The organism is Anaerophaga thermohalophila DSM 12881 (assembly GCF_000191885.1).
GTDB lineage: Bacteria > Bacteroidota > Bacteroidia > Bacteroidales > Marinilabiliaceae > Anaerophaga > Anaerophaga thermohalophila.
In genome coordinates, this window is sequence record NZ_AEWI01000005.1 from 15,856 (window position 1) to 40,018 (window position 24,163).

The 24,163-nt window shown below is 41.7% G+C and carries 19 protein-coding genes and 1 tRNA gene; 11 read left to right on the forward strand and 9 right to left on the reverse strand.

The window, feature by feature from the left end:
- Positions 1-5: 5 nt before the first annotated feature.
- Both prfB and ATH1_RS0102155 read right to left on the reverse strand, forming a co-directional pair.
- A protein-coding gene (gene prfB / locus ATH1_RS0102150; protein ID WP_139035213.1) for a peptide chain release factor 2 occupies positions 6-1,113 on the reverse strand; the annotation gives its coding sequence in 2 pieces (ribosomal slippage) (positions 6-1,049 and positions 1,051-1,113; 1,107 coding nt in all).
- A 481-nt stretch (positions 1,114-1,594) separates the two neighbouring features.
- Positions 1,595-1,670: transfer RNA gene (locus ATH1_RS0102155), tRNA-His, on the reverse strand.
- A gap of 801 nt (positions 1,671-2,471) precedes the next feature.
- On the opposite strand from ATH1_RS0102155, the gene ATH1_RS0102160 reads away from it, so the two are divergent.
- The 3 genes from ATH1_RS0102160 to lon all read left to right on the forward strand — a co-directional run bounded on the left by ATH1_RS0102160 (position 2,472) and on the right by lon (position 7,471).
- Positions 2,472-3,653, forward strand: a complete 1,182-nt coding sequence (locus ATH1_RS0102160) for a hypothetical protein (protein ID WP_010416966.1) — start codon at positions 2,472-2,474, stop codon at positions 3,651-3,653.
- Between the two features lie 178 nt (positions 3,654-3,831).
- On the forward strand, positions 3,832-4,095 hold the full coding sequence (locus ATH1_RS0102165) for a type B 50S ribosomal protein L31 (protein ID WP_010416968.1): 264 nt from the start codon (positions 3,832-3,834) through the stop codon (positions 4,093-4,095).
- Between the two features lie 910 nt (positions 4,096-5,005).
- Positions 5,006-7,471, forward strand: a complete 2,466-nt coding sequence (gene lon / locus ATH1_RS0102170; RefSeq protein WP_029163917.1) for an endopeptidase La — start codon at positions 5,006-5,008, stop codon at positions 7,469-7,471.
- A gap of 145 nt (positions 7,472-7,616) precedes the next feature.
- On the opposite strand, the gene ATH1_RS0102175 is transcribed toward lon, so the two are convergent.
- Complete coding sequence (locus tag ATH1_RS0102175) at positions 7,617-8,405, reverse strand: ADP-ribosylglycohydrolase family protein (protein ID WP_010416972.1); 789 nt, start codon at positions 8,403-8,405, stop codon at positions 7,617-7,619.
- A gap of 367 nt (positions 8,406-8,772) precedes the next feature.
- On the opposite strand from ATH1_RS0102175, the gene ATH1_RS0102185 reads away from it, so the two are divergent.
- Positions 8,773-9,876: an AI-2E family transporter gene (locus ATH1_RS0102185; RefSeq protein ID WP_010416973.1), complete on the forward strand. Its 1,104-nt coding sequence runs from the start codon at positions 8,773-8,775 to the stop codon at positions 9,874-9,876.
- Between the two features lie 12 nt (positions 9,877-9,888).
- On the opposite strand, the gene ATH1_RS0102190 is transcribed toward ATH1_RS0102185, so the two are convergent.
- Together ATH1_RS0102190 and ATH1_RS0102195 are read right to left on the reverse strand one after the other, a co-directional pair.
- Positions 9,889-10,521: a hypothetical protein gene (locus ATH1_RS0102190; RefSeq protein WP_010416974.1), complete on the reverse strand. Its 633-nt coding sequence runs from the start codon at positions 10,519-10,521 to the stop codon at positions 9,889-9,891.
- 327 nt (positions 10,522-10,848) lie between these two features.
- A complete protein-coding gene (locus ATH1_RS0102195; RefSeq protein ID WP_010416975.1) occupies positions 10,849-11,478 on the reverse strand; it encodes an NUDIX hydrolase in 630 nt (209 codons plus the stop codon).
- 7 nt (positions 11,479-11,485) lie between these two features.
- Between ATH1_RS0102195 and pyrE the strand changes: the two genes are divergently transcribed.
- Both pyrE and ATH1_RS0102205 read left to right on the forward strand, forming a co-directional pair.
- Positions 11,486-12,118, forward strand: a complete 633-nt coding sequence (gene pyrE / locus ATH1_RS0102200; protein WP_010416976.1) for an orotate phosphoribosyltransferase — start codon at positions 11,486-11,488, stop codon at positions 12,116-12,118.
- Positions 12,119-12,120: 2 nt separating this feature from the next.
- Positions 12,121-12,522, forward strand: a complete 402-nt coding sequence (locus ATH1_RS0102205) for an SRPBCC family protein (protein ID WP_010416977.1) — start codon at positions 12,121-12,123, stop codon at positions 12,520-12,522.
- On the opposite strand, the gene ATH1_RS0102210 is transcribed toward ATH1_RS0102205, so the two are convergent.
- Entirely contained in the window at positions 12,519-13,259 is a 741-nt protein-coding gene (locus ATH1_RS0102210; protein ID WP_010416978.1) for a biotin--[acetyl-CoA-carboxylase] ligase, read from the reverse strand. The genes ATH1_RS0102205 and ATH1_RS0102210 overlap by 4 nt on opposite strands.
- A 255-nt stretch (positions 13,260-13,514) precedes the next feature.
- Here ATH1_RS0102210 and rsfS point away from each other — a divergent pair, with 255 nt between their 5' ends.
- From rsfS to ATH1_RS0102235, 5 genes are all read left to right on the forward strand, one after another.
- The gene (rsfS, locus tag ATH1_RS0102215) at positions 13,515-13,895 is read left to right on the forward strand and encodes a ribosome silencing factor (protein WP_010416979.1); all 381 of its coding nucleotides are present in this window, start codon (positions 13,515-13,517) and stop codon (positions 13,893-13,895) included.
- A gap of 24 nt (positions 13,896-13,919) precedes the next feature.
- On the forward strand, positions 13,920-16,085 hold the full coding sequence (gene ftsH / locus ATH1_RS0102220; RefSeq protein WP_010416980.1) for an ATP-dependent zinc metalloprotease FtsH: 2,166 nt from the start codon (positions 13,920-13,922) through the stop codon (positions 16,083-16,085).
- Positions 15,997-16,704 (forward strand): LutC/YkgG family protein, encoded by a 708-nt coding sequence (locus ATH1_RS0102225; protein WP_245531685.1) that lies wholly within the window; start codon positions 15,997-15,999, stop codon positions 16,702-16,704. The genes ftsH and ATH1_RS0102225 overlap by 89 nt, the downstream gene beginning before the upstream one ends.
- A gap of 225 nt (positions 16,705-16,929) precedes the next feature.
- Complete coding sequence (locus tag ATH1_RS0102230) at positions 16,930-17,736, forward strand: phosphatidate cytidylyltransferase (protein WP_010416982.1); 807 nt, start codon at positions 16,930-16,932, stop codon at positions 17,734-17,736.
- Positions 17,737-17,797: 61 nt separating this feature from the next.
- Entirely contained in the window at positions 17,798-18,538 is a 741-nt protein-coding gene (locus ATH1_RS0102235) for a phosphatidylserine decarboxylase family protein (RefSeq protein WP_245531686.1), read from the forward strand.
- 18 nt (positions 18,539-18,556) lie between these two features.
- Here the strand turns inward: ATH1_RS0102235 and ATH1_RS0102240 are convergent, their stop codons facing one another.
- From ATH1_RS0102240 to ATH1_RS0102250, 3 genes are read right to left on the reverse strand one after another with little or no spacing between them, the layout of a single operon-like run.
- Complete coding sequence (locus tag ATH1_RS0102240) at positions 18,557-21,748, reverse strand: ligand-binding sensor domain-containing protein (RefSeq protein ID WP_010416984.1); 3,192 nt, start codon at positions 21,746-21,748, stop codon at positions 18,557-18,559.
- Between the two features lie 4 nt (positions 21,749-21,752).
- Complete coding sequence (locus tag ATH1_RS0102245) at positions 21,753-22,730, reverse strand: hypothetical protein (protein WP_010416986.1); 978 nt, start codon at positions 22,728-22,730, stop codon at positions 21,753-21,755.
- Positions 22,731-22,738: 8 nt separating this feature from the next.
- Positions 22,739-24,154 carry a PKD domain-containing protein gene (locus tag ATH1_RS0102250; RefSeq protein ID WP_010416988.1) on the reverse strand — a complete coding sequence of 472 codons (1,416 nt, stop codon included), beginning with the start codon at positions 24,152-24,154 and terminating at the stop codon, positions 22,739-22,741.
- Positions 24,155-24,163 lie beyond the last annotated feature (9 nt).

The following is a 24,163-nucleotide window of genomic DNA, read 5'->3' on the forward strand; positions in this document are numbered from 1 at the left end:
AACAATTAGTTTTTCTTGAAAACATCCTCGGCACCAAATTCCATCAGGTAAGCTTTGATAAAATCATCGATTTCACCGTCAAGTACGGCCTGAACGTTGCTGGTTTCATGATTGGTACGAACATCCTTGACCAGTTTGTAGGGCTGAAGAACATACGAACGAATTTGAGAGCCCCATTCAATTTTTTTCTTCTGTGACTCTATCTTGTTTTGTTCTTCCAGTTTTTTTCGCAGTTCCAGCTCATAGAGTTGCGATTTCAGCATACGGAGGGCATTCTCTTTATTGCCTCCCTGAGAACGCGATTCGGTGTTTTCTATAACGATACCTGTCGGGGCATGTCTTAACCTTACGCCGGTTTCTACTTTATTGACGTTTTGTCCGCCGGCACCACTCGAACGGAAGGTCTCCCACGTGATATCTGCCGGGTTAATTTCTATTTCAATGGTATCATCAATAAGGGGAATAACAAAAACAGACGTAAATGAAGTCATTCGTTTATTGGCGGCATTAAAAGGGGACAGTCTTACCAGCCGGTGTACGCCGTTTTCACTTTTGAGGTACCCATAGGCATAATCTCCTTCGAACTGAAGGGTCACCGATTTGATGCCTGCTTCATCTCCTTCCTGGTAGTTGGTTTCCGTTACCTTGTAACCGTGGCGTTCGCCCCATCTTATATACATCCGCATGAGCATTTCGGCCCAGTCCTGGCTTTCGGTACCTCCTGCGCCTGCATTTATTTTCAGGATAGCCCCCAATTTGTCCTCTTCCTTTTGGAGCATATTCCTTAACTCCAGGTCTTCAATAAGCTTTACAGTCTTCTTGTACTGCAGGTCCACATCGGCCTCTTCAGCTTCTCCTTCCTTCAGAAATTCCAGAAGTACAGACGTTTCTTCGATGGCGTTTTTGACATCTTCGTACGCATTTACCCAACTCTTAAGCGCTTTGAGTTTTTTCATTTTTTGCTCGGCTTTTTTGGGGTCGTCCCAAAAATCGGGTGCCTGGGTACGCATTTCTTCTTCTTCTATTTCAATCTTTTTACGATCGATGTCAAAGATACCTCCTTAACGCAATCTCGCGTCCGGTGAGCTCTTTCATCATTTCGGATGTTACCATGGTATTTTTTTAAATTTGTGCGCAAAGGTAACAATTAAATTTGCTGCAGGGTTGTCGGAAAGTTAAATTAACGACAAAATTCTTTAATTGTATTTATTTACCGTGCAATTGGTATTTTTCAGGACAGATACATGAGCCTCGTCTAAAAAGCATCTTTGTTGCCAAACTCAGTGTTGTTTTAAATTTTCGCATCCTCATTAACAATGAGTTAACTCTGGCACAAAAAATTAAAACGCCTTGATTCTGACAAAAATATGCATTTTATACCGCACTCATACATGATTTGTAAGCTACTTTTCCGGTTTTACAGGGGGCACTAATTGGTTAACCCCCCGGTCGAAATGACCTGTACGTCCCGACTTTAACAAAAACAGCCCTTTCCTGATCAGATTCAGGTAATTTTGAATTCAAAATTCGTCATCTTTTTTCTTAAAAAAAGCAGCCCCAAACATCTGATTTTATAGATATTTGGGGCTTTAACGGGTGAAAGACCGGATTCGAACCGGCGACCTCCAGAGCCACAATCTGGCGCTCTAACCAGCTGAGCTACAATCACCATTTTACGTGGGTGCAAAGGTAAAATTTTTTCTGTTAGTTTTGCAAATGTTTTTTCAAAAAAGCGATTATTGTTGCTTTGCCGCTGGATAGGTAAAGCAGGTTAAATAAGAAATTATTGTAAATGAAACGAGCATGACAAGGTTTGTCTTAATAGATTATCAGATTTTTAGATTTAAGATTTAAGATGAAAAGAGCATGACAACGTTTTGTCTCAAAAGAACATGTATAATTAAACTCTAATCATCAAAGAAACCAAAAACAGGAAACAGATTCTTCGTCGTGCCTCCTCAGAATGACACTTAGCACTCTGTCATTCTGAGCGGAGCGAAGAATCTAATATCAATTAAAGCATAATAAATTGCATCATTTCAATAACTTAGACTAATTTTATACGAATGAAACGAGCATGATAAAGATTGTCTCAAAAGAACATGTATAAATCCTTGCATGCGAGTTCCATCAGACTAATGACTTAGATAAATTTTATACTGATGAAATTCTTTCCTGATATCAGTTTTAAACAGGTTAGGGAATTTTTACAAAATAATTAACTTTGAACTCCATATCCGATATCAAATCTTAACAGATAATTGGATTTTTTAGTGACAGCCCGAGTTCTTTTATAAATAACTGATATACAAATTTTAATTAAAAAAGGGCAGAAGTATAAAGTTAAGGTAAAAGGGAGGATAGAGTGGAGAATTGTTAGATGAAAAATGTCAGGATGGAAATTCTTAAAATATAAACAATTGATTTTAATCCTTTTGCAAGAGTTTAGTTGCAACTGAAAAAGTAATCTTATGCATATTGTTGAAGTAAAATCAGATAAGGAAAAACGGCAATTTCTCGATGTCGTTGATAAAATCTATAAAAATGACGACGCTTATATTCGTCCTTTGGATATCATGATCGAAGAGGTATTTGATCCTGAAGTCAACGATTTTTTTCAACATGGCAAAGCGGTTCGTTTCCTTCTCATGGACGATGATAATAAGCCGATAGGACGAGTTGCTGCCTTTATCAATGAAAAAAAGGCCTACGGGTTTCAGCAGCCCACTGGCGGGATGGGCTTTTTTGAATGCATTAATGATAAGGATGCAGCTTTTATGCTTTTTGATGCGGCCAAAAACTGGTTATCGGAAAGCGGCATGGAAGCCATGGACGGCCCGATCAATTTCGGAGAGAATGACAGTTTCTGGGGGCTTCTGATTGAAGGGTTTACCCCGCCGGCTTTTGGTATGCAATATAATCCGCCCTACTATAAAGATTTTTTTGAATCGTATGGATTTGAGAATTATTTCGAGCAGGTAACCAATCGTCTGGACCTGCAAAAACCATTTCCTGAAAGATTCTGGAAAATAGCCGGATGGGTAGGACGAAAGCCCGGTTATCATTTTCATCACTTTACCTGGCAGGAGAGTGAAAAGTTCATTCAGGATTTTATTGAGATATATAATGATGCCTGGCGGTTTCATGAGAATTTTACCCCCATGAAAGCCGATACGCTTCGTAAATCTCTGAACGAGGCTAAAGATTTTATGGACGAAGAACTGATATGGTTTGCTTACTATGAAGATACCCCCATCGGATTTTTCGTCCAGTTCCCGGATGTCAATCAGATATTGAAGCACTTTCACGGGGAAATGAACTTTATTAATAAGCTAAGGTTTGTTTATCTGAAATGGAGGAAAGTAATGACGCGAACCAGGGTTGTGATTATGGGCATCCGACCGCGTTGGCAGAGAAATGGTATTGAATCGGGGATATTCTGGCATCTGCAGAAAGCGGTCGATAAAAAGCCATGGATCAAAGAGATGGAGCTTTCGTGGGTGGGGGATTTTAATCCCAAAATGCGCGCGCTTCATGATTCAGTGGGGGCAGAATTTAGTAAAAGACATATCACCTACAGGTATTTGTTTGATGAAGAAAAGCGCCGTCAGAAGCAAAGAGCTTCGGCTATTCCTCTGGATACAAAGGAATAGGTAAATTCATGAGATAATCATGCTGTGATATAAAAATTTTTTAAGTAAAAGTTTTGGTGATTGTTGACGGAATAATTAATTTTGCAGTCCGTTTAGAGTGATATAGTGTGGTTGATATTCAACAGCTATTGAAAGTAGTTATTTTTGAAAACGAGGTTTAGAATAAAAATATTTGACAATGAAAAAGGGAATTCATCCGGAAAATTATCGCATGGTTGCGTTCAGGGATATGTCCAACGGCGATACTTTTATCACCCGTTCTACCGTTAATACCCGTGAAACGGTTGAAATTGACGGGACCGAATATCCGTTGGTAAAACTTGAAATTTCAAGTTCATCTCACCCTTTCTATACTGGTAAGATGAAACTTGTTGATACCGCCGGCCGTGTTGATAAATTCCGTAATCGCTATAAAAAACATTTGGAAGGGAAGAAAAAGTAGGTTTTTAGGCTAAAGAAGGTGTTAAGCCCTGGGTGTCTTTCCAGGGCTTTTTTTTGCTGTAGAATTGGAGCGAAGCATAAATCGTGAACGCCTTATAATTTTTATCTCGTGAACAAAAAAAGTAAAAGCCCGCGCAGCTTGAGCGCAAAAAGTTAAATGCTTTTTTTGTCGGACAGTAGTGATTACTTTTTATTTTTTTTAGACCGGGCTTTTTTATTGGTATACATATTGCTACCTTAAACAGTATAAGTAATGTCTGTAATAAAGTATCATTTGCTGTGTTACGCTTGCCCCCATAACGCTCATTTACTTAAGTAAACTGCGCTTTGGCGGCTTCGCATGTCTTGCAACTGCTACTTTCTGAACAAACACATGATGTGGTATAATTTTTCCCGACTTTATAGACGGGCACTAAAAAAATATATATATTATCTGCCAAAATGACAGGTGTTTTAAGCTGTTTTATTCATCAGTATAAAATAAGTCTAAGTTATTGGTATTATGCAACTTATCATACTTTAATTGATGTCAGATTCTTTGCTTCGCTCAGAATGACAGAGTGCTCAGTGTCATTCTGAGGGGGCACGATGAAAAATCTGTTTCCTGTTTTTGGTTTCTTTGATGATTAGAGGTTAGATGGTGTTATACATGTTCTTATTGTGGGAAACCTTGTCATGCTCGTTTTATCAGTTTTCGTCATGAGATGCTCAAATTATGGAATGATACAAATAGCCGCAGACAAATTTTAAGCAGGAAATAGCAGACCATTTTTAACCCGAATTCTTGCAGGCAAGAACTTAGGATCAGATTAAATTTGATGAGGACGCTTGTATTGTATTTTGCTGGCAGTTGAGCATCGTAATTTATGAAAGAAGCAGTCTAAATAAAGAGAATGGAGATAAGACCAAATATGGAAGATTTTAAAATATCGATAGATGCATTTGGAATGAGTGATTTTGCAGATGGTGATTCGGAATTTATTCCCATTATTGGGGATGACATGGAACAGGATACCGATGATACTCCCATCCCTGAAGAATTGCCGATATTGCCTCTTCGAAATACCATCCTTTTCCCGGGTGTTATTATTCCCATTGCTATAGGTCGCGAAAAGTCGCACCAGCTTATTAAAGATGTAGACCGGGCAAAAGGGTATTTTGGAGCATTAACACAGGTTGATTATAAGATTGATGATCCGGGCGTTAACGATCTTTACAAAACCGGTTCGGTAGCAAGGATCATCAAGATACTTCAAATGCCCGATAATTCCACAACGGTCATAATACAAGGGAAGAAACGCTTTGAATTGGAAGAGATGGTGGACGATGATCCTTATTTCATCGGTCGCATCAGGTTGCTCGAGGACAGGGAACCCGAAGGTGACAAAACACGTGAGTTTGAAGCCGTGGTTTCTTCTCTTAAGGATTTGTCCCTAACGTTGATTGGACAAAGTCCGAATGTACCTCCCGAGGCTTCTTTTGCCATCCGCAATATTGAAAGTCCGGCTTTTCTTATAAATTATGTGTCGTCCAATACCGATATACCTGTTAAGGAGAAGCAACGCCTTCTGGAGATTCACGACTTGAAAGAACGGGGGATGCGGTTGGTTGAGTTTCTTGTTCGTGAAGTTCAGCTGGTGGAGATTAAGAATGACATCCAATCCAAGGTGAAGCAGGATATGGATCAGCAACAACGGGAGTATCTTCTCCAGCAGCAGATGAAAACCATCCAGGATGAGTTGGGCTCAAGTCCTGTTGAGCAGGAAATTAAAGACCTGGAAAAGCAGGCTTCGGGCAAGAAATGGTCGGATGAGGTGGCAGAATTGTTTCGAAAAGAACTTGAAAAGTTACGCCGTTTAAATTCGGCTTCGGGGGAGTATTCCATTCAGTATAATTATCTGCAGACACTGTTGGAACTTCCCTGGAATGAATATACGAGGGATAATTTTGACCTGAAACGGGCACAACGTATTCTTGATAGGGATCATTATGGACTGGAGAATGTAAAAGAACGCATTCTTGAACACCTGGCTGTTCTCAAGTTAAAGAAAGATTTAAAGTCTCCCATCATTTGTCTGTATGGCCCTCCCGGTGTTGGTAAAACGTCTTTGGGCAAATCTGTGGCAGAGGCATTGGGGAGAAGATATGTCAGAATGTCATTGGGCGGGCTGCATGATGAGGCTGAGATCAGGGGACACCGGAAAACCTATATCGGTGCCATGCCGGGGCGAATTGTTCAGAATATCAGGAAGGCGGGTTCCGCTAATCCTGTTTTCATTCTTGATGAGATAGATAAGATCAGTAACAGTTTTCATGGCGATCCTGCCTCGGCTTTGCTCGAAGTGTTAGACCCGGAGCAGAATAATACATTCCACGACAATTTCCTCGAAGTGGATTTTGATCTGTCGAAAGTGATTTTTATTGCCACTGCTAACACACTGAACTCTATATCTCCTCCGTTGCTCGATCGCATGGAATTAATCGATGTCAGTGGCTATGTGTTGGAAGAGAAGATTGAAATTGCCAGGCGACACCTAATACCTCAGCTGATCGAGAGTCATGGAATTCCCGGGGGGACTATAACAATACCCAGGCGCACACTGGCCTATATCATTGAGCATTATACCCATGAATCTGGTGTCAGAGATTTGAATAAAACCCTGGCGCGATTGTTTCGGAAGATTGCACTTAAACTTGCTACTGATGAGCAGGTAAAAAAATCGGTTGCTATTTCAGATGTCAGAGAATATCTGGGGGTTGAGAAATTTTCGAAAGATACCTGGCAGGATAATAAGTTTGCCGGTGTTGTTACCGGTCTGGCATGGACGGCCGCCGGAGGGGAAATACTGTTTGTTGAAAGCAGTCTTAGTAAAGGGAAAGGGCAACTCACTCTCACGGGAAATTTGGGGGATGTGATGAAAGAATCGGCCATGCTGGCTCTTGAATATCTCAAGTCGCATGCCGGCTACCTGGGTGTTGAGGAGTCGGTTTTCAGTGAGCGAAATGTTCATGTTCATGTGCCGGAAGGTGCAATCCCCAAAGACGGGCCTTCTGCAGGCATTACAATGGTTACTTCGTTGGCGTCATCGTTTACAGGGCGCAAGGTGAAAGCGAGAATCGCCATGACCGGGGAGATAACGCTCAGGGGCAAAGTGTTGCCCGTAGGAGGCATTAAAGAAAAGATACTGGCGGCCAAACGTGCCGGCATCAATGAGATTATTTTATCAAAAGAGAACAAGAAAGACATTGATGAGATTAAACCCATATACATAGAGGGGTTGACTTTTCACTACGTCGAAAATATAAAAGAAGTGCTTGATCTGGCGCTTACCAATGAAACGAGCATGGCTAAGCCTGTCACAAAAGAACATGTATAAAACTTACATGCGAGTTCCATTCGACCAATAACTTCTACTAACTTTATACGGATGAAACGGGCATGGAGTCGTAATTTTTCAAATGCCTGAAAGTTCATGTATGTGTCCGGTAGCTGATAAATTCCGGTGCAGGTTAACTGTTTTCTTAAGCTTTCTGATTTGACCGCGTTACAAACTTTTCCTCGAACGCGTTTATGAGAGCCTGCATTTTAGGAGTAATGCGAGCCAGCGCCCGCCGTGTTATCGATTTGGGTATGTGACCGAAATATGCTTCAGCCAATCCGCCGGCGATTGATGCAATGGTATTGCTGGGTCCGCCGATGGAAATAGCCAGACGAATGGCTTCTTCGTAATCGGAAGCTTCCATAAATGCTGCAAAGGCCGGCTCTACCGGAGATACTTCACTATCGGGGGTTATTTTTTTCGTTTTCCAGTCATTCACTTTCAACGAAAAATCGTAATCAAATGCTTGTCCGATAAAAGTTTTTATCTCTTTTTTGGTGCCGGCTTCCCTGCACATATAAATAGTTGCTGCTACTGCTTTGGCGGCTTTTATTCGTTCGGGGATATTATGGGTAATTTTGGTACTTTTTTCGGCCTCGATCAGGGCTTCTTCGACACTTTTGGCGGCAAATCCTATCGGGCTGATCCTTCGTGCGGCACCTTCCCCTTTGCTTACATAATGTTTCGAATCGTCGGACAAGGCCCACTCAAGAAATTGGGGGCGATAACCTGCTTTCGGAAATTGCCGGACCCACTCTTTCAGGGTTTTTTCATAATCTTTATGGTGTAATACTGAATCGGCGGTGGCAAGTGTCAATATGGTATCATCTGTGTATGCCGAAGAAGGTTTGAAAAGCTGAAAATCGGTATCCGGAGCATTGTCCGAGGTAAATGTGGAACCAATGATGTCGCCGATAATAGCACCTTTCATAGTTTAGGTTTTGTACGTTATAATTATTTTAATTTGGCACGGCTAATATGATAAGTTTTGCGCTAAAAACAAACTTTTCTTAAAAAATATTGTTCGCTGTTTTTTCATGCCTGTTTGGCTCCAATGGTTTTGTGATGGTTCGTTGTTCGGTTCTTCCCGGCTTAGGAAAGACCTACGGCATTCGTTGGATGATTTTGTATAGAAATTTGTATATTTGAGTCATCCTGATATGCTACAGAGACAGACATGTTTTCGTGCCGGGCCAAAGCTTATCTGATCAAAAATTTTGATAAATTTTTCTGTTTGCAGCAGTATATTTTGTTAATTGTTATTCTTGCATAATCTCATAATTCTGTGATTTGTTGATATGAAGCTGTTCCTGAAATATCTGTTTTTCATTATAGCCATTTTTGGTGGTTTTTTTCTCTTATGGTATTTCCGTTCCATTGTTATTTTCGTGTGTGTTTCTGCAATTATTTCCCTGGTTACCAGGCCGTTGTTCGATTCCTATCGACGCATAAAGATTGGAAAGGCACATGTTGGCAGAACGATATCGGCATTGTTGACGGTTTTGACTTTGTGGGTCTTTATAATCCTGTTCTTCAGATTTACTGTTCCTTTGGTAGCTTCAGAGATTCAGTTTTTCTCAAGAATTGATGTACCGCTTGCATTGGAAAAGGCAGGAAGATTGCTCTCCGATATTTTTGCGCCGTTGAGGAATTCAGAATTTGGCCGAACTATTTTGGATGGCATGGAAGCCCAGTTTGAAGAAGCTTTTCTGACATTCCTGGATTTTGAACAGGTTCGTCAGTTTTTTACCTCCATTGCTCAATTTTTTGGAGGTGTCTTTATTGCTGCTTTTTCTATTACCTTTATTACCTTCTTTTTTCTGAAAGAAGAAGGGTTACTTATCGGTGGTATTTTGCTTTTTGTTCCCCAAAAGCATGAAGCAGGTATCAGGCATGCACTGTTGTCCATCAGGTATCTGCTAAGGCGGTATTTTCTTGGAATACTTATTCAGACAACACTGGTCGGGACCATCGTGACTACCGGTTTTTCCATACTGGATGTCGGATTTAATCACGCTGTAACAATCGGCATTATCAGTGGTTTAATGAATATCATTCCTTATCTGGGGCCTCTCATCGGGGCATTTTTTGGCATTAGTGTCGGAACCCTTGTTTATTTACAGTTGCCTTTGGAATATTCTTTTCTGTCATTTTTTGGTGGTATGATTCTGGTTTATGTTATTGTTCAGTTGATGGACAATATGTTGTTTCAGCCCCTCATTTTTTCTAACAGTGTGAAGGCGCATCCGTTGGAAATCTTTATCGTTATCCTGAGTGCGGGGTATCTGGCGGGAATTTTGGGAATGTTTTTTGCCATTCCCGTTTACACAATAATTCGCGTCATTGCACGGGAATTTTTTGACCAGTATGAGGTGGTTCAAAAACTGACAGGCCGGATGTAACCGGTTTAAGATTTAGTCTTTTTTTCGTTGCTGAATGGCTTCCTGTATGTTAATTCTTTTCCCGTTTTTGATGGCTGTGATATAGGCTTGTTCAAATCCTATGGTTTTTACTATATCCCTGAATTCAACAGCTGCCTCGTAAGTGGGTAAAATGCCAAGTGTGAACTGATTCAGCCCTCCGTATTCCACCTGATGAAGCGAAACCATATAATTTTTGAATTTGCTCATATTTATGTTCGTGTATGCCCCGACCTGGACACTGAAAAAAATTCCGTCATCGGGAACGTTGAAGCGAATGGTATCCGTTCCCGGCGAGACAATGTTCAATTGCTCTATTATTAAAGAGTCTTTTTTTTCTGTAATTGAGTCACGCTTTTTTTGTTCCGGTTGGCCGAGCTTCTGAGCAAGTGTTTGTTCGTTTTTCGCGTAAGTTTCTTCCTGTTTTTTTGGGGAGGTACCCCAAATTGCGATATATGCAAAAGACAATAAGAGGAGGGTGGTTAATATGGCCAAAGCGTTTCTCATTTTTTTGAGCATACGGGATTTTCTGAAGTCCTCTTTTTTTAAACGGACAAGTTCCTTTTCCAATGCTTCACGTCTGGTTTCTTCTTTCCAGCGGTTAAATGCTTTTTCGTGGTCGGTCATCTGATTTTATTTTTCGGGTTATTCGGGGTACTCGTTTTATATTACTGAGCCCAGTCTAAAAAGCATCTTTGTTGCCAAACTCGTTGTTGTTTTAAATTTTTGCATCCTCATTAACAACAAGTTAACTCCGGTACAAAAATTTAAAACGCCTCGATTTTGACAAAAATATGCTTTTTATACTGCACTCATCAATGCCTTGTTTAAATGTTAACAGACTATAAATAAGTTAATTATTATCATAGATTATAGGATTTGTCTGTTGAAATCCGGTATCTCAAATTAATTTAATCTAACAATCTAACATCTAACAATCTAACAATCTAACATCTAACAATCTAACAATCTATTTAAAGATGTTTCAATCACTTCCCTCACAGAAGGAAATGCATTTCTGACAAATTTATCAATGTTTTGGAGATTGACCCATTCGACAGCGGTTATATCTTCTTCTTTCTGAGGAGAAGGATTTTTATTGCCGTTGTAAATCATTTCGAACCACATGGTTTCTTTCAGTATTGGCACTTCATCAATATAGTAAATATGGAATGTGGATATGAGCGGCCTTTTGATACGGAGGCTTTCAATATTACATTCTTCCTGAACTTCTCTTATAGCCGCTGCCTCAAATGTTTCATCGGGCTCGACTTTTCCTTTGGGCAGGTCGTTTCGTCCGCGACGAGTAATTCCCAGAAAGGCGTCTCTCGCAGGATTCCAGACCAATCCGCCGGCTGCAGGAAGGTTCTTATAGCACTTCCTGACCCGTTGGAGCAATTCAAATTCATTGTAGTGATATATGAAAGCTTCTTTGCGTTTTTCATTGTTTTCAAAATCCCTGAGAAATTTTTTCAGTTCCCCGTCACTTCCCAACTTATGGATGGCTCCGAAATCAGGGGTGAGAACAGAATCAATATGTTTCGTTAAAAAGAGGGCTCTGTCTTTGAAAAATATCTTGTACATTTGCGATATGAAAAAATTAAAGGAAATAATTGCCGGTCAATTGTTGCAAATAAAAGCAATTAAACTGCAACCTGCAAACCCTTTTACCTGGGCCTCGGGATGGATTTCTCCCATTTATTGTGACAATCGGAAGACTCTGTCCTATCCTGACATCCGAAATTTTATCAAGATTCAGTTTGCCCGCATTATCATGGAAAAGTGGCCCGAAGTGGATGTTATTGCAGGCGTTGCAACCGGGGCTATTGCCCAGGGGGCGCTTGTGGCTGATCTTTTGGGAAAACCTTTTGTATACGTTCGTTCAAGTCCTAAAGGTCATGGGTTGGAGAATTTGATTGAGGGAGACCTGAAGCCGGGGCAGAAAGTAGTGGTTATTGAAGACCTGATTTCAACCGGAGGAAGCAGTCTTAAAGCTGTAGAGGCATTGCGAAATAACGGTGCCGATGTGCTGGGAATGCTTGCCATCTTTACTTACGGGTTCCAGGTAGCAGAGGATAATTTTGCCGCCGCCGGGGTTGAATATAAAACGCTTAGCAATTATGAGGTGTTGATAAAGGTAGCGGTCGAAAGCGGATACATTTCTGCTGACGATTTGAATGCTTTGACCGACTGGAGAGAGAATCCGGAAAACTGGAGAAAATAATTATGACAAGATTTGAAAGTGATATAAAGACAGTTCCGCATTCTGCATCGAAGGTTTACGAAGTACTTTCCAATTTTGACAATTTTGAATCGCTACTTCCTTCGGATAAAATTCAGAACTGGGAAAGTTTTGGTGACAGATGCCGTTTCGAAGTAACGGGTATTGGACAGATCGGACTAAAGATTGTTGATAAGGAACCTGAAAAGACTATAAAATACACTGCCGACGGCACTGTTCCGTTCAATTTCTTTCTTTGGGTTCAATTGAAACATGCTGAAGCCTCCAGCAAAGTTAAAGTAACTCTGGATGCCGATCTTAACCCGATGATAAAAATGGTTGCCAAAGGACCTTTGGAGAAGTTTGTCGGCTTGCTTGCCGATGCCATTGCATCTCATTCGTATTAAAAAACAAATTCCACCTCTTTAAAGGCGTACTTTGCAGTGATACCGTCGGTACGAGTCAGAAAAATATGTCCGGCATGTCCGATACCTGAAATACTGGCCAAAAACTCCCCGTGGCTGTCACGGTATTTGTGAAACCCCGATCGCCGGTAAAGATGAGACAGATAACTCTTCTCAATTTCCCTGGTTTTGTTTTCCGTAAGTTTTTGGTAGGATGAAGTCAGTGACTGGTAAACCTGATGAAACAGGGTTTGTAAATTCATATTATATCCTGTTATCATTTTCATCGATATGGGATTGGGGATGTTTTCCGGAAAGGAAGTTTGATTAATATTGATGCCGATGCCTGCAATTGTTTGACTGATAGAGCTTCCCTGTAAAGCGTTTTCAATAAGAATGCCACCGAGTTTTTGATCGTTGTAGTATATATCATTTGGCCATTTGATTTCTACCGGCCGGATGTACTTTTCAAGTGAGGTGACAATGGCCACGGCAACAGTTTTGGAGATGATAAACTGAGATGAGGCCGGAACCATTTCCGGGAAAAAAACGATTGAGAAGGTGAGATTTTTCCCTGGTTCCGCTTCCCATGTATTTCCTGGTTGTCCGCGTCCTGCCGTCTGCCGGTTGGTAATTACGACCGAACATTCAGGCAGATTTTGCTGTTTCAGTAATTCTTTCAAATGCAGACTGGTCGATGAGGTGCTTTCGGGCTGGATGATTTCAGGTATTGAATCCATGAGTCAAAATATTAAGCGCCAATTTGTCATAGTAATGGACACAGAAGTTACAAAAATAGGCATTTGTCCTTTTAAAATGTTATCTTTGAAGGCAAATTTAATTGTGGCATTGTTTTTTCAATAGTTCATGAAGATTTTATATTTTCAGAACAGGGAGGTAAGTGATTTTTTTATGAAAAGAATTTTTTGATACAAGGCAATTCCTTGTTAGCCTTGTAACAACAGTATGTTAAGAATTAAAAAAATGTATAGTGAATGACAGAAAATTATTCTGATGTTGTTGCATCCGAAGAGCTCGTAAAAGCGGTTGTAGAAGGAATTCAGGAGAAGAAAGGGATTAATATTACCGTTCTCGATCTTCGGAACATTGAAAATATGATTGCAGAGTATTTCGTGATTTGTGAAGGAGAGAGTAATGTCCATGTTGATGCCGTTTCGGAATCCATTGAGGAGATTGTCAGAAGAGATTCCGGTGAGAAACCGTTTCATATTGAGGGGAAGCAGAATGCAGAGTGGATATTACTGGATTATCTGAATGTTGTTGTCCATGTTTTCCAGAAACAGGTGAGACGTTATTATAGTCTGGAAGAGTTGTGGGCCGACGCTTTGAGAACAGATGTTGAAAATGTATTTTAAATCGATTTTTTCTTTATCAATTATATGACTGAAAACGAACAAAAGAGACAAAATGGTCGGTCGCAAGACCATGGGAAACAAAAAAATAACGAGAAGGATACCAAACGGCCATTAAGTAGTCAGGAATCGGGCACAGATGGAGGAGACAAACCACAGGGTCCCAAAATGCCAAAGTTTAATGCTTACTGGATATACGCGCTTATTCTTATTGCCCTGATTATTGTGAGCACTTTTAACCTTGGACAGGGGCCGCAAAATTTATCCTACAGTATGTTCGAGGATCAGCTCCTGCCGAGTGGTGATATAGAGAAGATTGTTGTTGTGACAAATGAAGGAACGGCTGAAGTCACCCTCCGGGAAGATGCGATAGATAAACATGGTGACTTGTTTAAGAATGGGTATACTCCAACGAGGATAGGGCCTCATTTTGCCGTTAAAATTCCTACAATCGACCGTTTTGAAGAGGCTCGAAAAGCTGCCGAAGATGAAAATAATATAAAAATTCCCGTTGAGTACGAAGAGCGCATCAACTTTTTCCGTGATTTTATAGGGATGGTATGGCCCCTGTTGCTGTTGATTGTCATTTGGATATTTATTTTTCGGCGTATGAGCTCGCAGTCAGGTGGAAGCGGGGCAGGAAATATATTCAACGTCGGGAAATCCAAGGCCCGTATGTTTGATCGTGAATCGAACATCAAGGTTAACTTTGATGACGTAGCCGGATTGGCAGAAGCTAAGCAGGAAGTAGAAGAAATTGTTGAGTTCCTGAAGAAGCCGGAAAAGTTCACCGAGCTTGGAGGTAAAATTCCCAAAGGCGCTTTGCTGATAGGCCCTCCCGGAACAGGGAAAACACTTCTTGCCAAAGCCGTTGCAGGTGAGGCAAATGTTCCGTTTTTCAGTATGTCGGGATCCGATTTTGTAGAGATGTTTGTAGGGGTGGGCGCTTCACGTGTTCGCGATTTGTTCAGAAAGGCCAAAGAGAAGGCGCCCTGTATTGTTTTTATTGATGAGATTGATGCAATAGGACGGGCACGTGGGAAAAATGCCGGATTCAGCAGTAACGATGAGCGTGAGAATACCCTCAACCAGTTACTGACCGAAATGGACGGTTTTGCTTCCAACAGTGGCGTCATTATTCTTGCAGCGACCAACCGGGCTGATGTACTGGACCGCGCCTTAATGCGTGCCGGACGGTTTGACCGCCAGATTGCAGTGGAATTGCCCGACATGAACGAAAGGAAAGATATATTTAAAGTCCATTTGCGACCATTGCGACTTAAAGATGACGTAGATCCTGATTTTCTTGCCAAACAGACGCCCGGATTCTCCGGGGCCGATATAGCCAATGTATGTAACGAAGCCGCACTGATTGCAGCCCGCCGTAGTAAAAAACTGATCGAAAAGGACGATTTCCTCGATGCGGTCGATCGTATCGTCGGTGGACTCGAGAAGAAGAACAAAATCATCAGCAAGGATGAAAAGCGCAGGATTGCCTTTCATGAGGCAGGTCATGCCGTTATCAGCTGGCTGCTCGAACATGCACATCCTTTGGTTAAAGTGACCATTGTGCCTCGCGGAAAAGCTCTTGGCGCTGCCTGGTATCTCCCGGAGGAGAGACAATTGACAACCTCTGATCAGATGCTTGATGAAATGTGTTCGGCTCTGGGGGGACGAGCGGCCGAAGAGTTAATCTTCAACCGCATTTCCACAGGTGCGCTTAACGACCTCGAAAAAGTGACACGTCAGGCCTATGCCATGGTCAGCTATTTCGGTATGAGTCCTAAACTCGGTAATCTCAGCTATTTTGATTCTACCGGTCAGAATGAATATAGTTTCCAAAAACCTTATAGCGAAAAAACAGCTGAATTAATTGACCGCGAAGCTTCGAATATAGTGGAAGAGCAGTATGCACGTGCAAAGAAAATACTCACGGAAAATAAAGATAAACACGCCTACCTGGCTGAACTTTTATTGGAGCGTGAAGTGATTTTCAGCGAAGACCTTGAAAAGATTTTCGGGAAACGTAAGGGACCGGAGCATGTTATTTCTCCTAACCCCAATGGCAAGAGGGATGATAAGGATGAGAAAAAGTCATCCGGTAATGAAAACAAATCGAACCCTGAGAGCACGGATAAAAAAGAAAACAGCGAAGCGAAGTCTGCTAATGATGAAACAGCCGGAAAAGAATAGTGATTCACGTAAGATCATCCTCTCAAAATTACGCGGAAGTGTTTCACGAGCCTGGGAACAGAACTGGCCCGATGAAGTTCCGGAGGGCGATGTTTTTCCCCGGATAACGAATCTGTTAAATGCTTTTAAAGAAGAGCTGGAAGGGCTTGGCGGGGAGGTGTTTGTTGAGAAGAGCGAAGCTGAAGCACTCGTCAGATTGCAAAAACTTGCCAGCCATAGGAACTGGGGGCCTGTTGCGGTAGTAAACCGGGCATTAAAAGAGAAATGCTTGAAAAACAATATAGAGGTCACTGATTTTGACCCCGAAACAGGTGTTTTTGAAGCCGGATTGACCGGTTGCGAAGCCTTAATTGCGCTGACAGGCAGTGTTATGGTGAGCAGCAATGGTTCCGGACGAAAAATGAATGTTTTCCCACCGGTTCATGTGGTTTTGGCACATAGCGATCAGGTTGTGGAATCTATAAAGGATGGGTTTAAAAAAATTGAGGAAAAGTATGACCATCTGCCTTCTCAAATATCTTTGATTTCGGGCCCCAGTCGTACGGCCGATATTGAAAAGACGCTTGTCATGGGTGCACACGGGCCGCGTGAATTGATCGTTTTGGTTCAGGAGGAATAGGGGTGTTCAAATTACATCACTATATTGTTGAGTACAGTCTGAAAAATATCTTTGTTGCCAAACTCGTTGTTGTTTTAAATTTTTGCTTATTCATTAACAATAAGTTAACTCCGGTACAAAAATTTAAAATGCCTCGATTTTGACAAAAAAATGCTTTTTATACTGCACTCATTGTTTTTCCGATAAAATTCAGAATAATTTTTAAGAGATGATAACCCCCGAAGTATGAGTAATTTTTGGCAACGTACCATAACGGGTCTTTTTTTTGTTGTAGCAATAGTTATTGGATTGTGGTGGCATCCGCTGGCCTACATGGCTATTTTCGCGCTTGTTGTATTGCTTGGGATGTATGAATTTATTCGCATGCTTCGGGGACTGGATGTGAAGATTCGTTGGTTTTGGGCTTTTTTAATAGGTTTGTTTCTTTACGTTGGTTCATTTTTCTTTTTTTATGCTCAGGTACCGGCCCGCTGGCTGGTTGTGATTGTTCCCATGGTAGGTGGAGTGTTCCTTTCAGAACTTTATTTCAGAAACAAGAATTCGCTTTTGAATATTGCAACGACACTTATTACTCCGCTGTACGTGGCCCTTCCTTTGGCTTTTTTGCATCATCTTGCTTTTTATGGCGGTGAGTACGGCTATCATTTGTTAATGGGATTTTTCCTGATGGTCTGGGCAAATGATTCCGGAGCTTATGTGATAGGTTCTCTTTTGGGGAGACATAAGTTGTTTCCCAGTGTTTCGCCGGCTAAAAGTTGGGAAGGAGCTGTTGGGGGATTTGTTTTTACGATTGTAGCAGGATATTTCAGTTATTATGTGTTTGGTATATTGAAACTAATTGATTGGATAGTCATAAGCAGCCTCATTGCAGTTTTGGGAACTTATGGCGATCTTATTGAGTCTATGCTGAAGCGAAGCGTTAATATTAAAGACTCCGGGAATGTCTTCCCCGGACACGGTGGAGTGCTCGACCGGTTTGACGGTGTTTTTTTCTCGGCTCCGGCTGTAAGTTGTTATCTTTTGTTTTGTTAAATTTGCACGTTTTTTTAATTAGTGTCTGTCTAAAAAGTCGGGGAAGTATCTTTGTAACAATGTGTCTGTTCAGAAAGTACCGGTTGCAGGGCATAACGAAGCAAGTGGTATTTTATGGAGCGACACGAATAAGGTTATCATTATGAGAGTGCACAAAGAAGGTTATGCAACGTTGTTTGTAGTTTTTTTAATTTTGGCCGGGATCAATACCGGAATCTATTTCTTAGTGGCTTCGCCTGCCCCGGTTCTGGAATGGACCGTTATTATTTCTATCATATTATTCTTTTATTTTGCAGCCTTTTTTCGCAGCCCGAAACGGAGCGTCTTTCTGCAGGACAAAGCCATAGTTGCACCGGCTGACGGGAAAATTGTTGTGGTTGAAGAAACTGAAGAGAATGAATTTCTTAAAGAGAAGTGTGTTCAGGTTTCGGTTTTTATGTCCATATTCAATGTCCATATCAACTGGTTTCCTGTTTCAGGGATTGTCCGTTATGTAAAACATCAGCCGGGCAGGTTTCAGGCGGCTTATCTGCCTAAGGCATCGTCTGAAAATGAACGTACAACGGTTGCTTTGGAAACTCCCGGCGGCTCACAGGTTGTTGTGCGACAGATTGCCGGCGCACTTGCCCGAAGGATAGTTTGTTACGCAGAAGAGGGTGAAAAGGTGAGACAGGGACGACAACTCGGATTTATTAAGTTTGGCTCAAGAGTAGATGTTTTTCTGCCGGTTGGAAGTCGCATCGATGTGCAGCCGGGGCAAAAGGTAAAAGGACGGCAAACCATTATCGGGTGGCTCGAATAGGTTGAAAAAAATCGGTACTTACTGAAGTCTGATGCCCATAAATATTACATCATCAACCTGTTCCAGGTCTCCTTTCCAACTGTAGAAATGTTCTTTAACAGCATTATATTGCTGATCCATAGGTAAGTGATGGATTTCTTCCAGCATGGTTTTTATGCCCACTTTCATGAATTTTTTCTCTTTGGGTCCGCCAAACTGATCGGAGAAACCATCTGAGAAAAGATAAACGGAGTCGCCGGGCTTGCATTGATATTCAATGTTTACAAAAGGCGTATCATCATCGACAAGTGAATCCCCTATACTTCGACGATTTCCTTTATAGATGGTAAGCGCATTGTTCAGATATAAATAAACTGGTCTTTTTGCAGAAGCGACCCTTACTTTATTGGAGTCTGTTTCAATTTCAATAACGGAAATATCCATCCCGTCGCGTGTGTTTTCTTTATTCTTGCTGTTCTGAAGTAATATTTTTATTTCCAGATCAAGGCGCTGAAGAAGATCGGCCGGAGAATTGACATCCTGACGTTTTACAATATCATTGAGCAAAGTACTGCCTATCATCGACATAAAAGCTCCCGGAACTCCGTGACCGGTACAATCGGCACAACTGATAATAAAGTGGTTTTTGGTTTTGTAGAACCAATAAAAATCACCGCTGACAATGTCACGGGGTGCAAAGAAAACAAAGGACTCGGGGTAATATGATTTTAAGACATTAAGAGGGGGTAAGATTGATGATTGAATGGTTTTGGCATAGTTTATACTGTCGGTAATGTCGCGGTTTTTCCTTTCAATTTCAGCCTTTTGCTCTCTGAGCTGGATCGTTTGAAGATCAACGGCTTTTTGTAACTGTTCTTTCTGGCGTTTTAATTTTCTTTCCCGGGAGACTATTATCAGATATACCGCATAGATGATAATAGCGGTAAGTGCCAGGTAGAACCATGGTTTTTTCCAAAAAGGAGCAGCGATGGAAAACGCAATCGATACAGGGTCAGAGGGAACGCCATCGGCATTAAAAGCGCGAACGCTGAGCGTATAGCTACCGCTTGGCAAAAAATCATATTCTCTGAAATTGGTAGTGCCCAGATTTATCCATTCATGGGTTTCTTCGTCTCCACTTCTTTGTAGTTGGTATTGATAAGTTACTTCTTTTGAGTTTTTAAAACTTATGCCGATGAAATTAAATCGGAACTGATAGCTTTTACGATAAGGGTAAGGCAGTTCTATTTTCTCTCCCGGGCGGTAGCTTTCTCCGGATATCGATATGTTGGTGAAATTCAGAGAAGGCGGTATGGGGTTTTTATCATGCTTTTCGGGGAAGTAATGGACTGCTCCGCGGGCAGAAGCAAGCCAGAGCGTTTTGTCGGTATCTTTTTTTATTTGATAAAAATCCGATCCCATGTCCTGTTCGTGGTCGTATATTTCAATTTCGCCGGTTTTGGTGTCAATCATGCTCAGCCCGGGATGATGAGCAATCCAGAGCCGGTCGCGGTTGTCGACAGAAATGCTGTAACAAAAATTTTTAGCCAGGCCGTTGTTGATATTGAAAGTCTGAATGGAATCTTGTTTGTATTTTAATACTCCCCGACCGTGAGTGGCCAGCCATATACTGTTGTCTGATGTTTGAACCATATCATACACATCAACAGGCGCATCGGATATTTTGTGCATTTCAATACGGTTGTTTCTTAATTTGCAGATTCCGCTGTTTCTGGGGCCTATCCATACGTTACCTTCGTTGTCGGTATATACGAAATTTATATTATTGTGGGGAAGTCCCCGTTCGGTAGTTAGATGTTCCGTTTTTCCCGTCTTTGTATTGATGGAAAAAAATCCACCATAGGTTGCAAGATAAATCATGTCGCCTATTCCGGTAATGTCCCTGATCATTAAATCAGGAAGATTACCGGAATAGTGTAATCGGGAAAATCTCATCTCTCCCGGTTTACGGTAATAAAGACCTTTGCTGCCGCTGGCAGCATAGAGCGTGCCGTCGGGCGCACGGTACAATCCGGTAATTTCATCGTTGGGAATACCAAAAGAGGCGTCATAATATTCAAAGTCTATGAAACAGAAAGGATCTGTTTTGATCAGCCCTTTCTCCAGTCCCAGCCATAAGGTGCTGTCATGACGGCAGGTTGACAGGACTTTGTTTTGTTCAAAGCCAATGGTCTCCAGATTGTAAAACACGTGATATTCATTTGTCAGGAGAGAGGTGCCTCCGCCATAGGTGGCAAACCAGTAATTTGATTCGCGGTCACACAATATATCCCTGACATAGTTGTTGTTGAGTCCGTTTTCGGTAGAGAAGTTATAGGAGTTGGTGTACGCTTGTTTGTCAGGATCGAAAAAAAGTTTGATCACCCCGTTGCCCCACGTGGCCAAAAGGAGATTCCCGTTTGGCTCCTCTTCAATGTCTTTTATGTTTTCCCACTGGATATCGAATTTCAGGCAGAGACTGTTGTCTACAAGGTGACGACTTTCGTTTTGTGTGTCGGAATATAAAAAGAAGCCATTGTCTTCTGTTCCGATCCAGTAATCTCCAATAATTCCTTTTCTGGGAATGATGGAAGTAATATTGGTGGATGGAATTTGTGAAATCCGGGCTGCTGAAACAATGGTATCATTTTCCGAAAAATTAAGACGAAAAAGGCCTTCGGATGTGCCTGCCAAAGCTGTACCATTATTAATTCCTATGGAATAGAACAGTTTATGAGCAAGTTTATCGTGTTTTAAAAGTTCATAATCAAGCGTACTTTTGTCGATTTTTATTAACCCTTCATTTTGACAGGCAATCAGGATGGTTTCATTATCAAGGTCGCTGATGCAGGTTACCGGGCTTTTTGTCTCGGGAATCCTGACCGGCCAAAACCGGTTGTTTTTATATATCGTGACGTCGCCGTTATTGTGTCCAATCCAAAGGTTTTCATCAGAAGAGATATGCAGCGACGAGATGAAATCGTCGGCAAGCGAGTCGGTGTGATTAAAATTTTTGAACTCGAGTCCGTTATACCTTACCAGTCCTTCTCCGGTTCCCATCCAGATATAACCGTTTTTGTCCTGTTCCAGCGCATAGACGAAATTTTGTGGCAATCCCACGTTGGAATCGAAGATTTTAAATCTGAAAGATTGCCCCGATACATTACGTGTCAATAAGAGCAAAAATGCAATTGACATGAAGAATGCCAATTGTCGGGCCCGAAACTCCATAATGCTATTGTTTTGGTTTTATGCCTATGCTGTATTTATACTCAGGAATGCCACCAATAGGAATACTGTAAAACGGCATTAGCTCTCCGTATTGATTTTCCAGGAAGATGACAACATTATTGTCTTTCACCATTGGTGATTGTCGTTTTATCATCTGGATGTCCAACGAGCTGTTGTGTTCATCTTCAGTTATGGCATGGCGGCTTTCCACCCATTCATCATCAGCCGAAGCTGCCAGTATTTCACCGTTTTTCGCCGGCGATATGATCCTGATAGATCCGTCAGAGTCCCAATCGAAATTGCTTTGCTTAATGGCAATAACATCCGATGTCATATAAGGATAGATATGTGAAACTTCTTTGACATCGTTGTGCAGTCTGAATTTGTATTTGAAGTAAAAAGCAAATGCTCCTTCAACGGGACGGTTTTCATCGCTTTCGGTCGTCAGGAAAAGGGTGTAGAGATTCCCGTCATCTCCGTCAATTCCTTCAATTATCATTTTAAAAATGTACCCTCCGTATTCCGGCAGTAACTCTCCCTCTGTCGGATTAAAAGGGCCGAATGTGTACCAGCTTTTATTGTACCTTGGGTTGCCTGCAAATGTTTTTGAAGCCAGGAGGTTCCCGCTTTTATAGTTTCCTTGGAGGTTGGAACGACGCGCGTCCTCTTCGGAGCAGGTACCATCGCCGCCGTAAACAGAAAAACGGGTGGTTGTGTCCCATTCACCTTTCTGCTCATCGATATCACTTCCGGTATCGGGATCAGATACTCTTATAAAAATAGGGCGATCATAATTCTCCGGTATCGAAAAAAATATGATTTGACAAAAATCGTCATCACCCCAGGCAGTATCTCCGTCACCACCAAAAGTGACCAGATAGGGGATGTTTTCATCAATTGCAGGAACGGGTTGGGCAGATAGCGAGGACAGGTTAAAAAGGAAACTCAGAATGATGAAATATAACGTTGTTGTTGGTTTCATAATGCTCTTTATTGAGGATCAGTCACTTCAATTTCTCTGAAAAAGCACACTTCCCGGTTATTCTTTAAACGGGTTGAACAGATGATCCTGTATCTGCCGGCTTTATGATATGTGTAATCAATTTTTTTGCCAATTCTTGTTTCTCCGTTGCCAAAATCCCAATAAAAAACCATATCTTCCGGTGGATTCTTATATCCACGAAGGGTTGCCTTCAGCTCCAACGTGAAGTTGGTGTTTATAGTATCGGGTGTTTCAAACCATATTTGTTTTTTTCTTTCAATTTTCAGGTTATACGAAGCAACTGAAAAAAGTTGTTCATTCAACAACGTATCTATTACATTAAGATTAATTTGATATTGTCCGGGCTGTTCGAAACAATGATCTACTTCGAGACCTGTTGCCTCATGTCCGTCTCCAAAGTCCCATCGATAAATGTAAGGCAGCGTGTCTGACTTAAAAGGTCCGTTTTCGAAAAAAGTGAAGCAAAAATTGTCTTCTTCTACTTTTTGAGGATCGGAACATGCAATTTGAGGGAATGAGAATTTGTATATGTCATCGTCGCCGTCTCTGTCCGAAGCAAAAAAGCCATGCTTTTCATCGGGTCCGATGTAACAGGAAAAGTCATTAAAAATAGTGTTGACAGGCTCGGGAAGCGGTACGGGTTTGCTGCCGGGAATATTCATATTGACGTAGTAAATGTCGAGGTTTCCTGCTCCGTTGTGCCCGTCGGAAGAAAAATAGAGTTTTCCTGACGGGTGAATAAAGGGGAACAATTCTTTTCCCGGCGTATTTATGTCAGGGCCGGTATTTTCGGGTGTACTCCAGCCGTCCGGGGTTCTATGTGAGACGTAAATATCGGTGTCGCCATATCCGTCTTCCATATCGGACACAAAAAATAACCGGTTTCCGTCGGCCGAAAGAGATGGCTGACCTATGGAAGCACTTGGAGGAACATCTATATTCAGCTTCTGATACCTGTTCCATGCTTTTTCTCTTTTTTGAGCAGTGTAGAGCGTTAACCGGTTGGGCCGGTTCTGACCGGATCGTCCCTGATATCGTTCCGAACGATTGTGAGTGGCTATAAGCATGGCGCCATTGGCCGAAAAAGTCAGAGGACCGGCATTGTAACGTGGCTGGTCAGGCGGTGAAAAGAGTTCCGCCTTACCTGTTGTGCCGTCAGCATTAAGCGGGGTTCTGAAAATTCTGAAAAGAAGCTCATTATTTTGGTCAAGATAGGTAACAAACAGGTTGGTTCTGCGGTTTGATATAAAATAAAGCATGGAATCCTGTACCACCGGAGCAAACTCACTGGTTCCGGGATTGCTTATTTCTAATTTCCTGACGTCGATTCCCTGTCCGGGGGCTTCTATACCGGATAAGATGAGTAAAAACAGGACTAAGTATGGTGTTTTTTGCCAGGCCATTGTGGTCAG

What these genes read in the sequence shown, in the direction of transcription:
- ATH1_RS0102250 (WP_010416988.1), bottom strand. Translation starts at nt 24,154, where the DNA reads ATGGCCTGGCAAAAAACACCATACTTAGTCCTGTTTTTACTCATCTTA.
- ATH1_RS0102160 (WP_010416966.1), top strand. Translation starts at nt 2,472, where the DNA reads ATGCATATTGTTGAAGTAAAATCAGATAAGGAAAAACGGCAATTTCTC.
- ATH1_RS0102210 (WP_010416978.1), bottom strand. Translation starts at nt 13,259, where the DNA reads ATGGATTCAATACCTGAAATCATCCAGCCCGAAAGCACCTCATCGACC.
- ATH1_RS0102245 (WP_010416986.1), bottom strand. Translation starts at nt 22,730, where the DNA reads ATGAAACCAACAACAACGTTATATTTCATCATTCTGAGTTTCCTTTTT.
- pyrE (WP_010416976.1), top strand. Translation starts at nt 11,486, where the DNA reads ATGAAAAAATTAAAGGAAATAATTGCCGGTCAATTGTTGCAAATAAAA.
- ftsH (WP_010416980.1), top strand. Translation starts at nt 13,920, where the DNA reads ATGACTGAAAACGAACAAAAGAGACAAAATGGTCGGTCGCAAGACCAT.
- ATH1_RS0102240 (WP_010416984.1), bottom strand. Translation starts at nt 21,748, where the DNA reads ATGGAGTTTCGGGCCCGACAATTGGCATTCTTCATGTCAATTGCATTT.
- ATH1_RS0102195 (WP_010416975.1), bottom strand. Translation starts at nt 11,478, where the DNA reads ATGTACAAGATATTTTTCAAAGACAGAGCCCTCTTTTTAACGAAACAT.
- ATH1_RS0102205 (WP_010416977.1), top strand. Translation starts at nt 12,121, where the DNA reads ATGACAAGATTTGAAAGTGATATAAAGACAGTTCCGCATTCTGCATCG.
- ATH1_RS0102165 (WP_010416968.1), top strand. Translation starts at nt 3,832, where the DNA reads ATGAAAAAGGGAATTCATCCGGAAAATTATCGCATGGTTGCGTTCAGG.
- ATH1_RS0102230 (WP_010416982.1), top strand. Translation starts at nt 16,930, where the DNA reads ATGAGTAATTTTTGGCAACGTACCATAACGGGTCTTTTTTTTGTTGTA.
- ATH1_RS0102190 (WP_010416974.1), bottom strand. Translation starts at nt 10,521, where the DNA reads ATGACCGACCACGAAAAAGCATTTAACCGCTGGAAAGAAGAAACCAGA.
- lon (WP_029163917.1), top strand. Translation starts at nt 5,006, where the DNA reads ATGGAAGATTTTAAAATATCGATAGATGCATTTGGAATGAGTGATTTT.
- ATH1_RS0102175 (WP_010416972.1), bottom strand. Translation starts at nt 8,405, where the DNA reads ATGAAAGGTGCTATTATCGGCGACATCATTGGTTCCACATTTACCTCG.
- rsfS (WP_010416979.1), top strand. Translation starts at nt 13,515, where the DNA reads ATGACAGAAAATTATTCTGATGTTGTTGCATCCGAAGAGCTCGTAAAA.
- ATH1_RS0102185 (WP_010416973.1), top strand. Translation starts at nt 8,773, where the DNA reads ATGAAGCTGTTCCTGAAATATCTGTTTTTCATTATAGCCATTTTTGGT.
- ATH1_RS0102225 (WP_245531685.1), top strand. Translation starts at nt 15,997, where the DNA reads ATGAAAACAAATCGAACCCTGAGAGCACGGATAAAAAAGAAAACAGCG.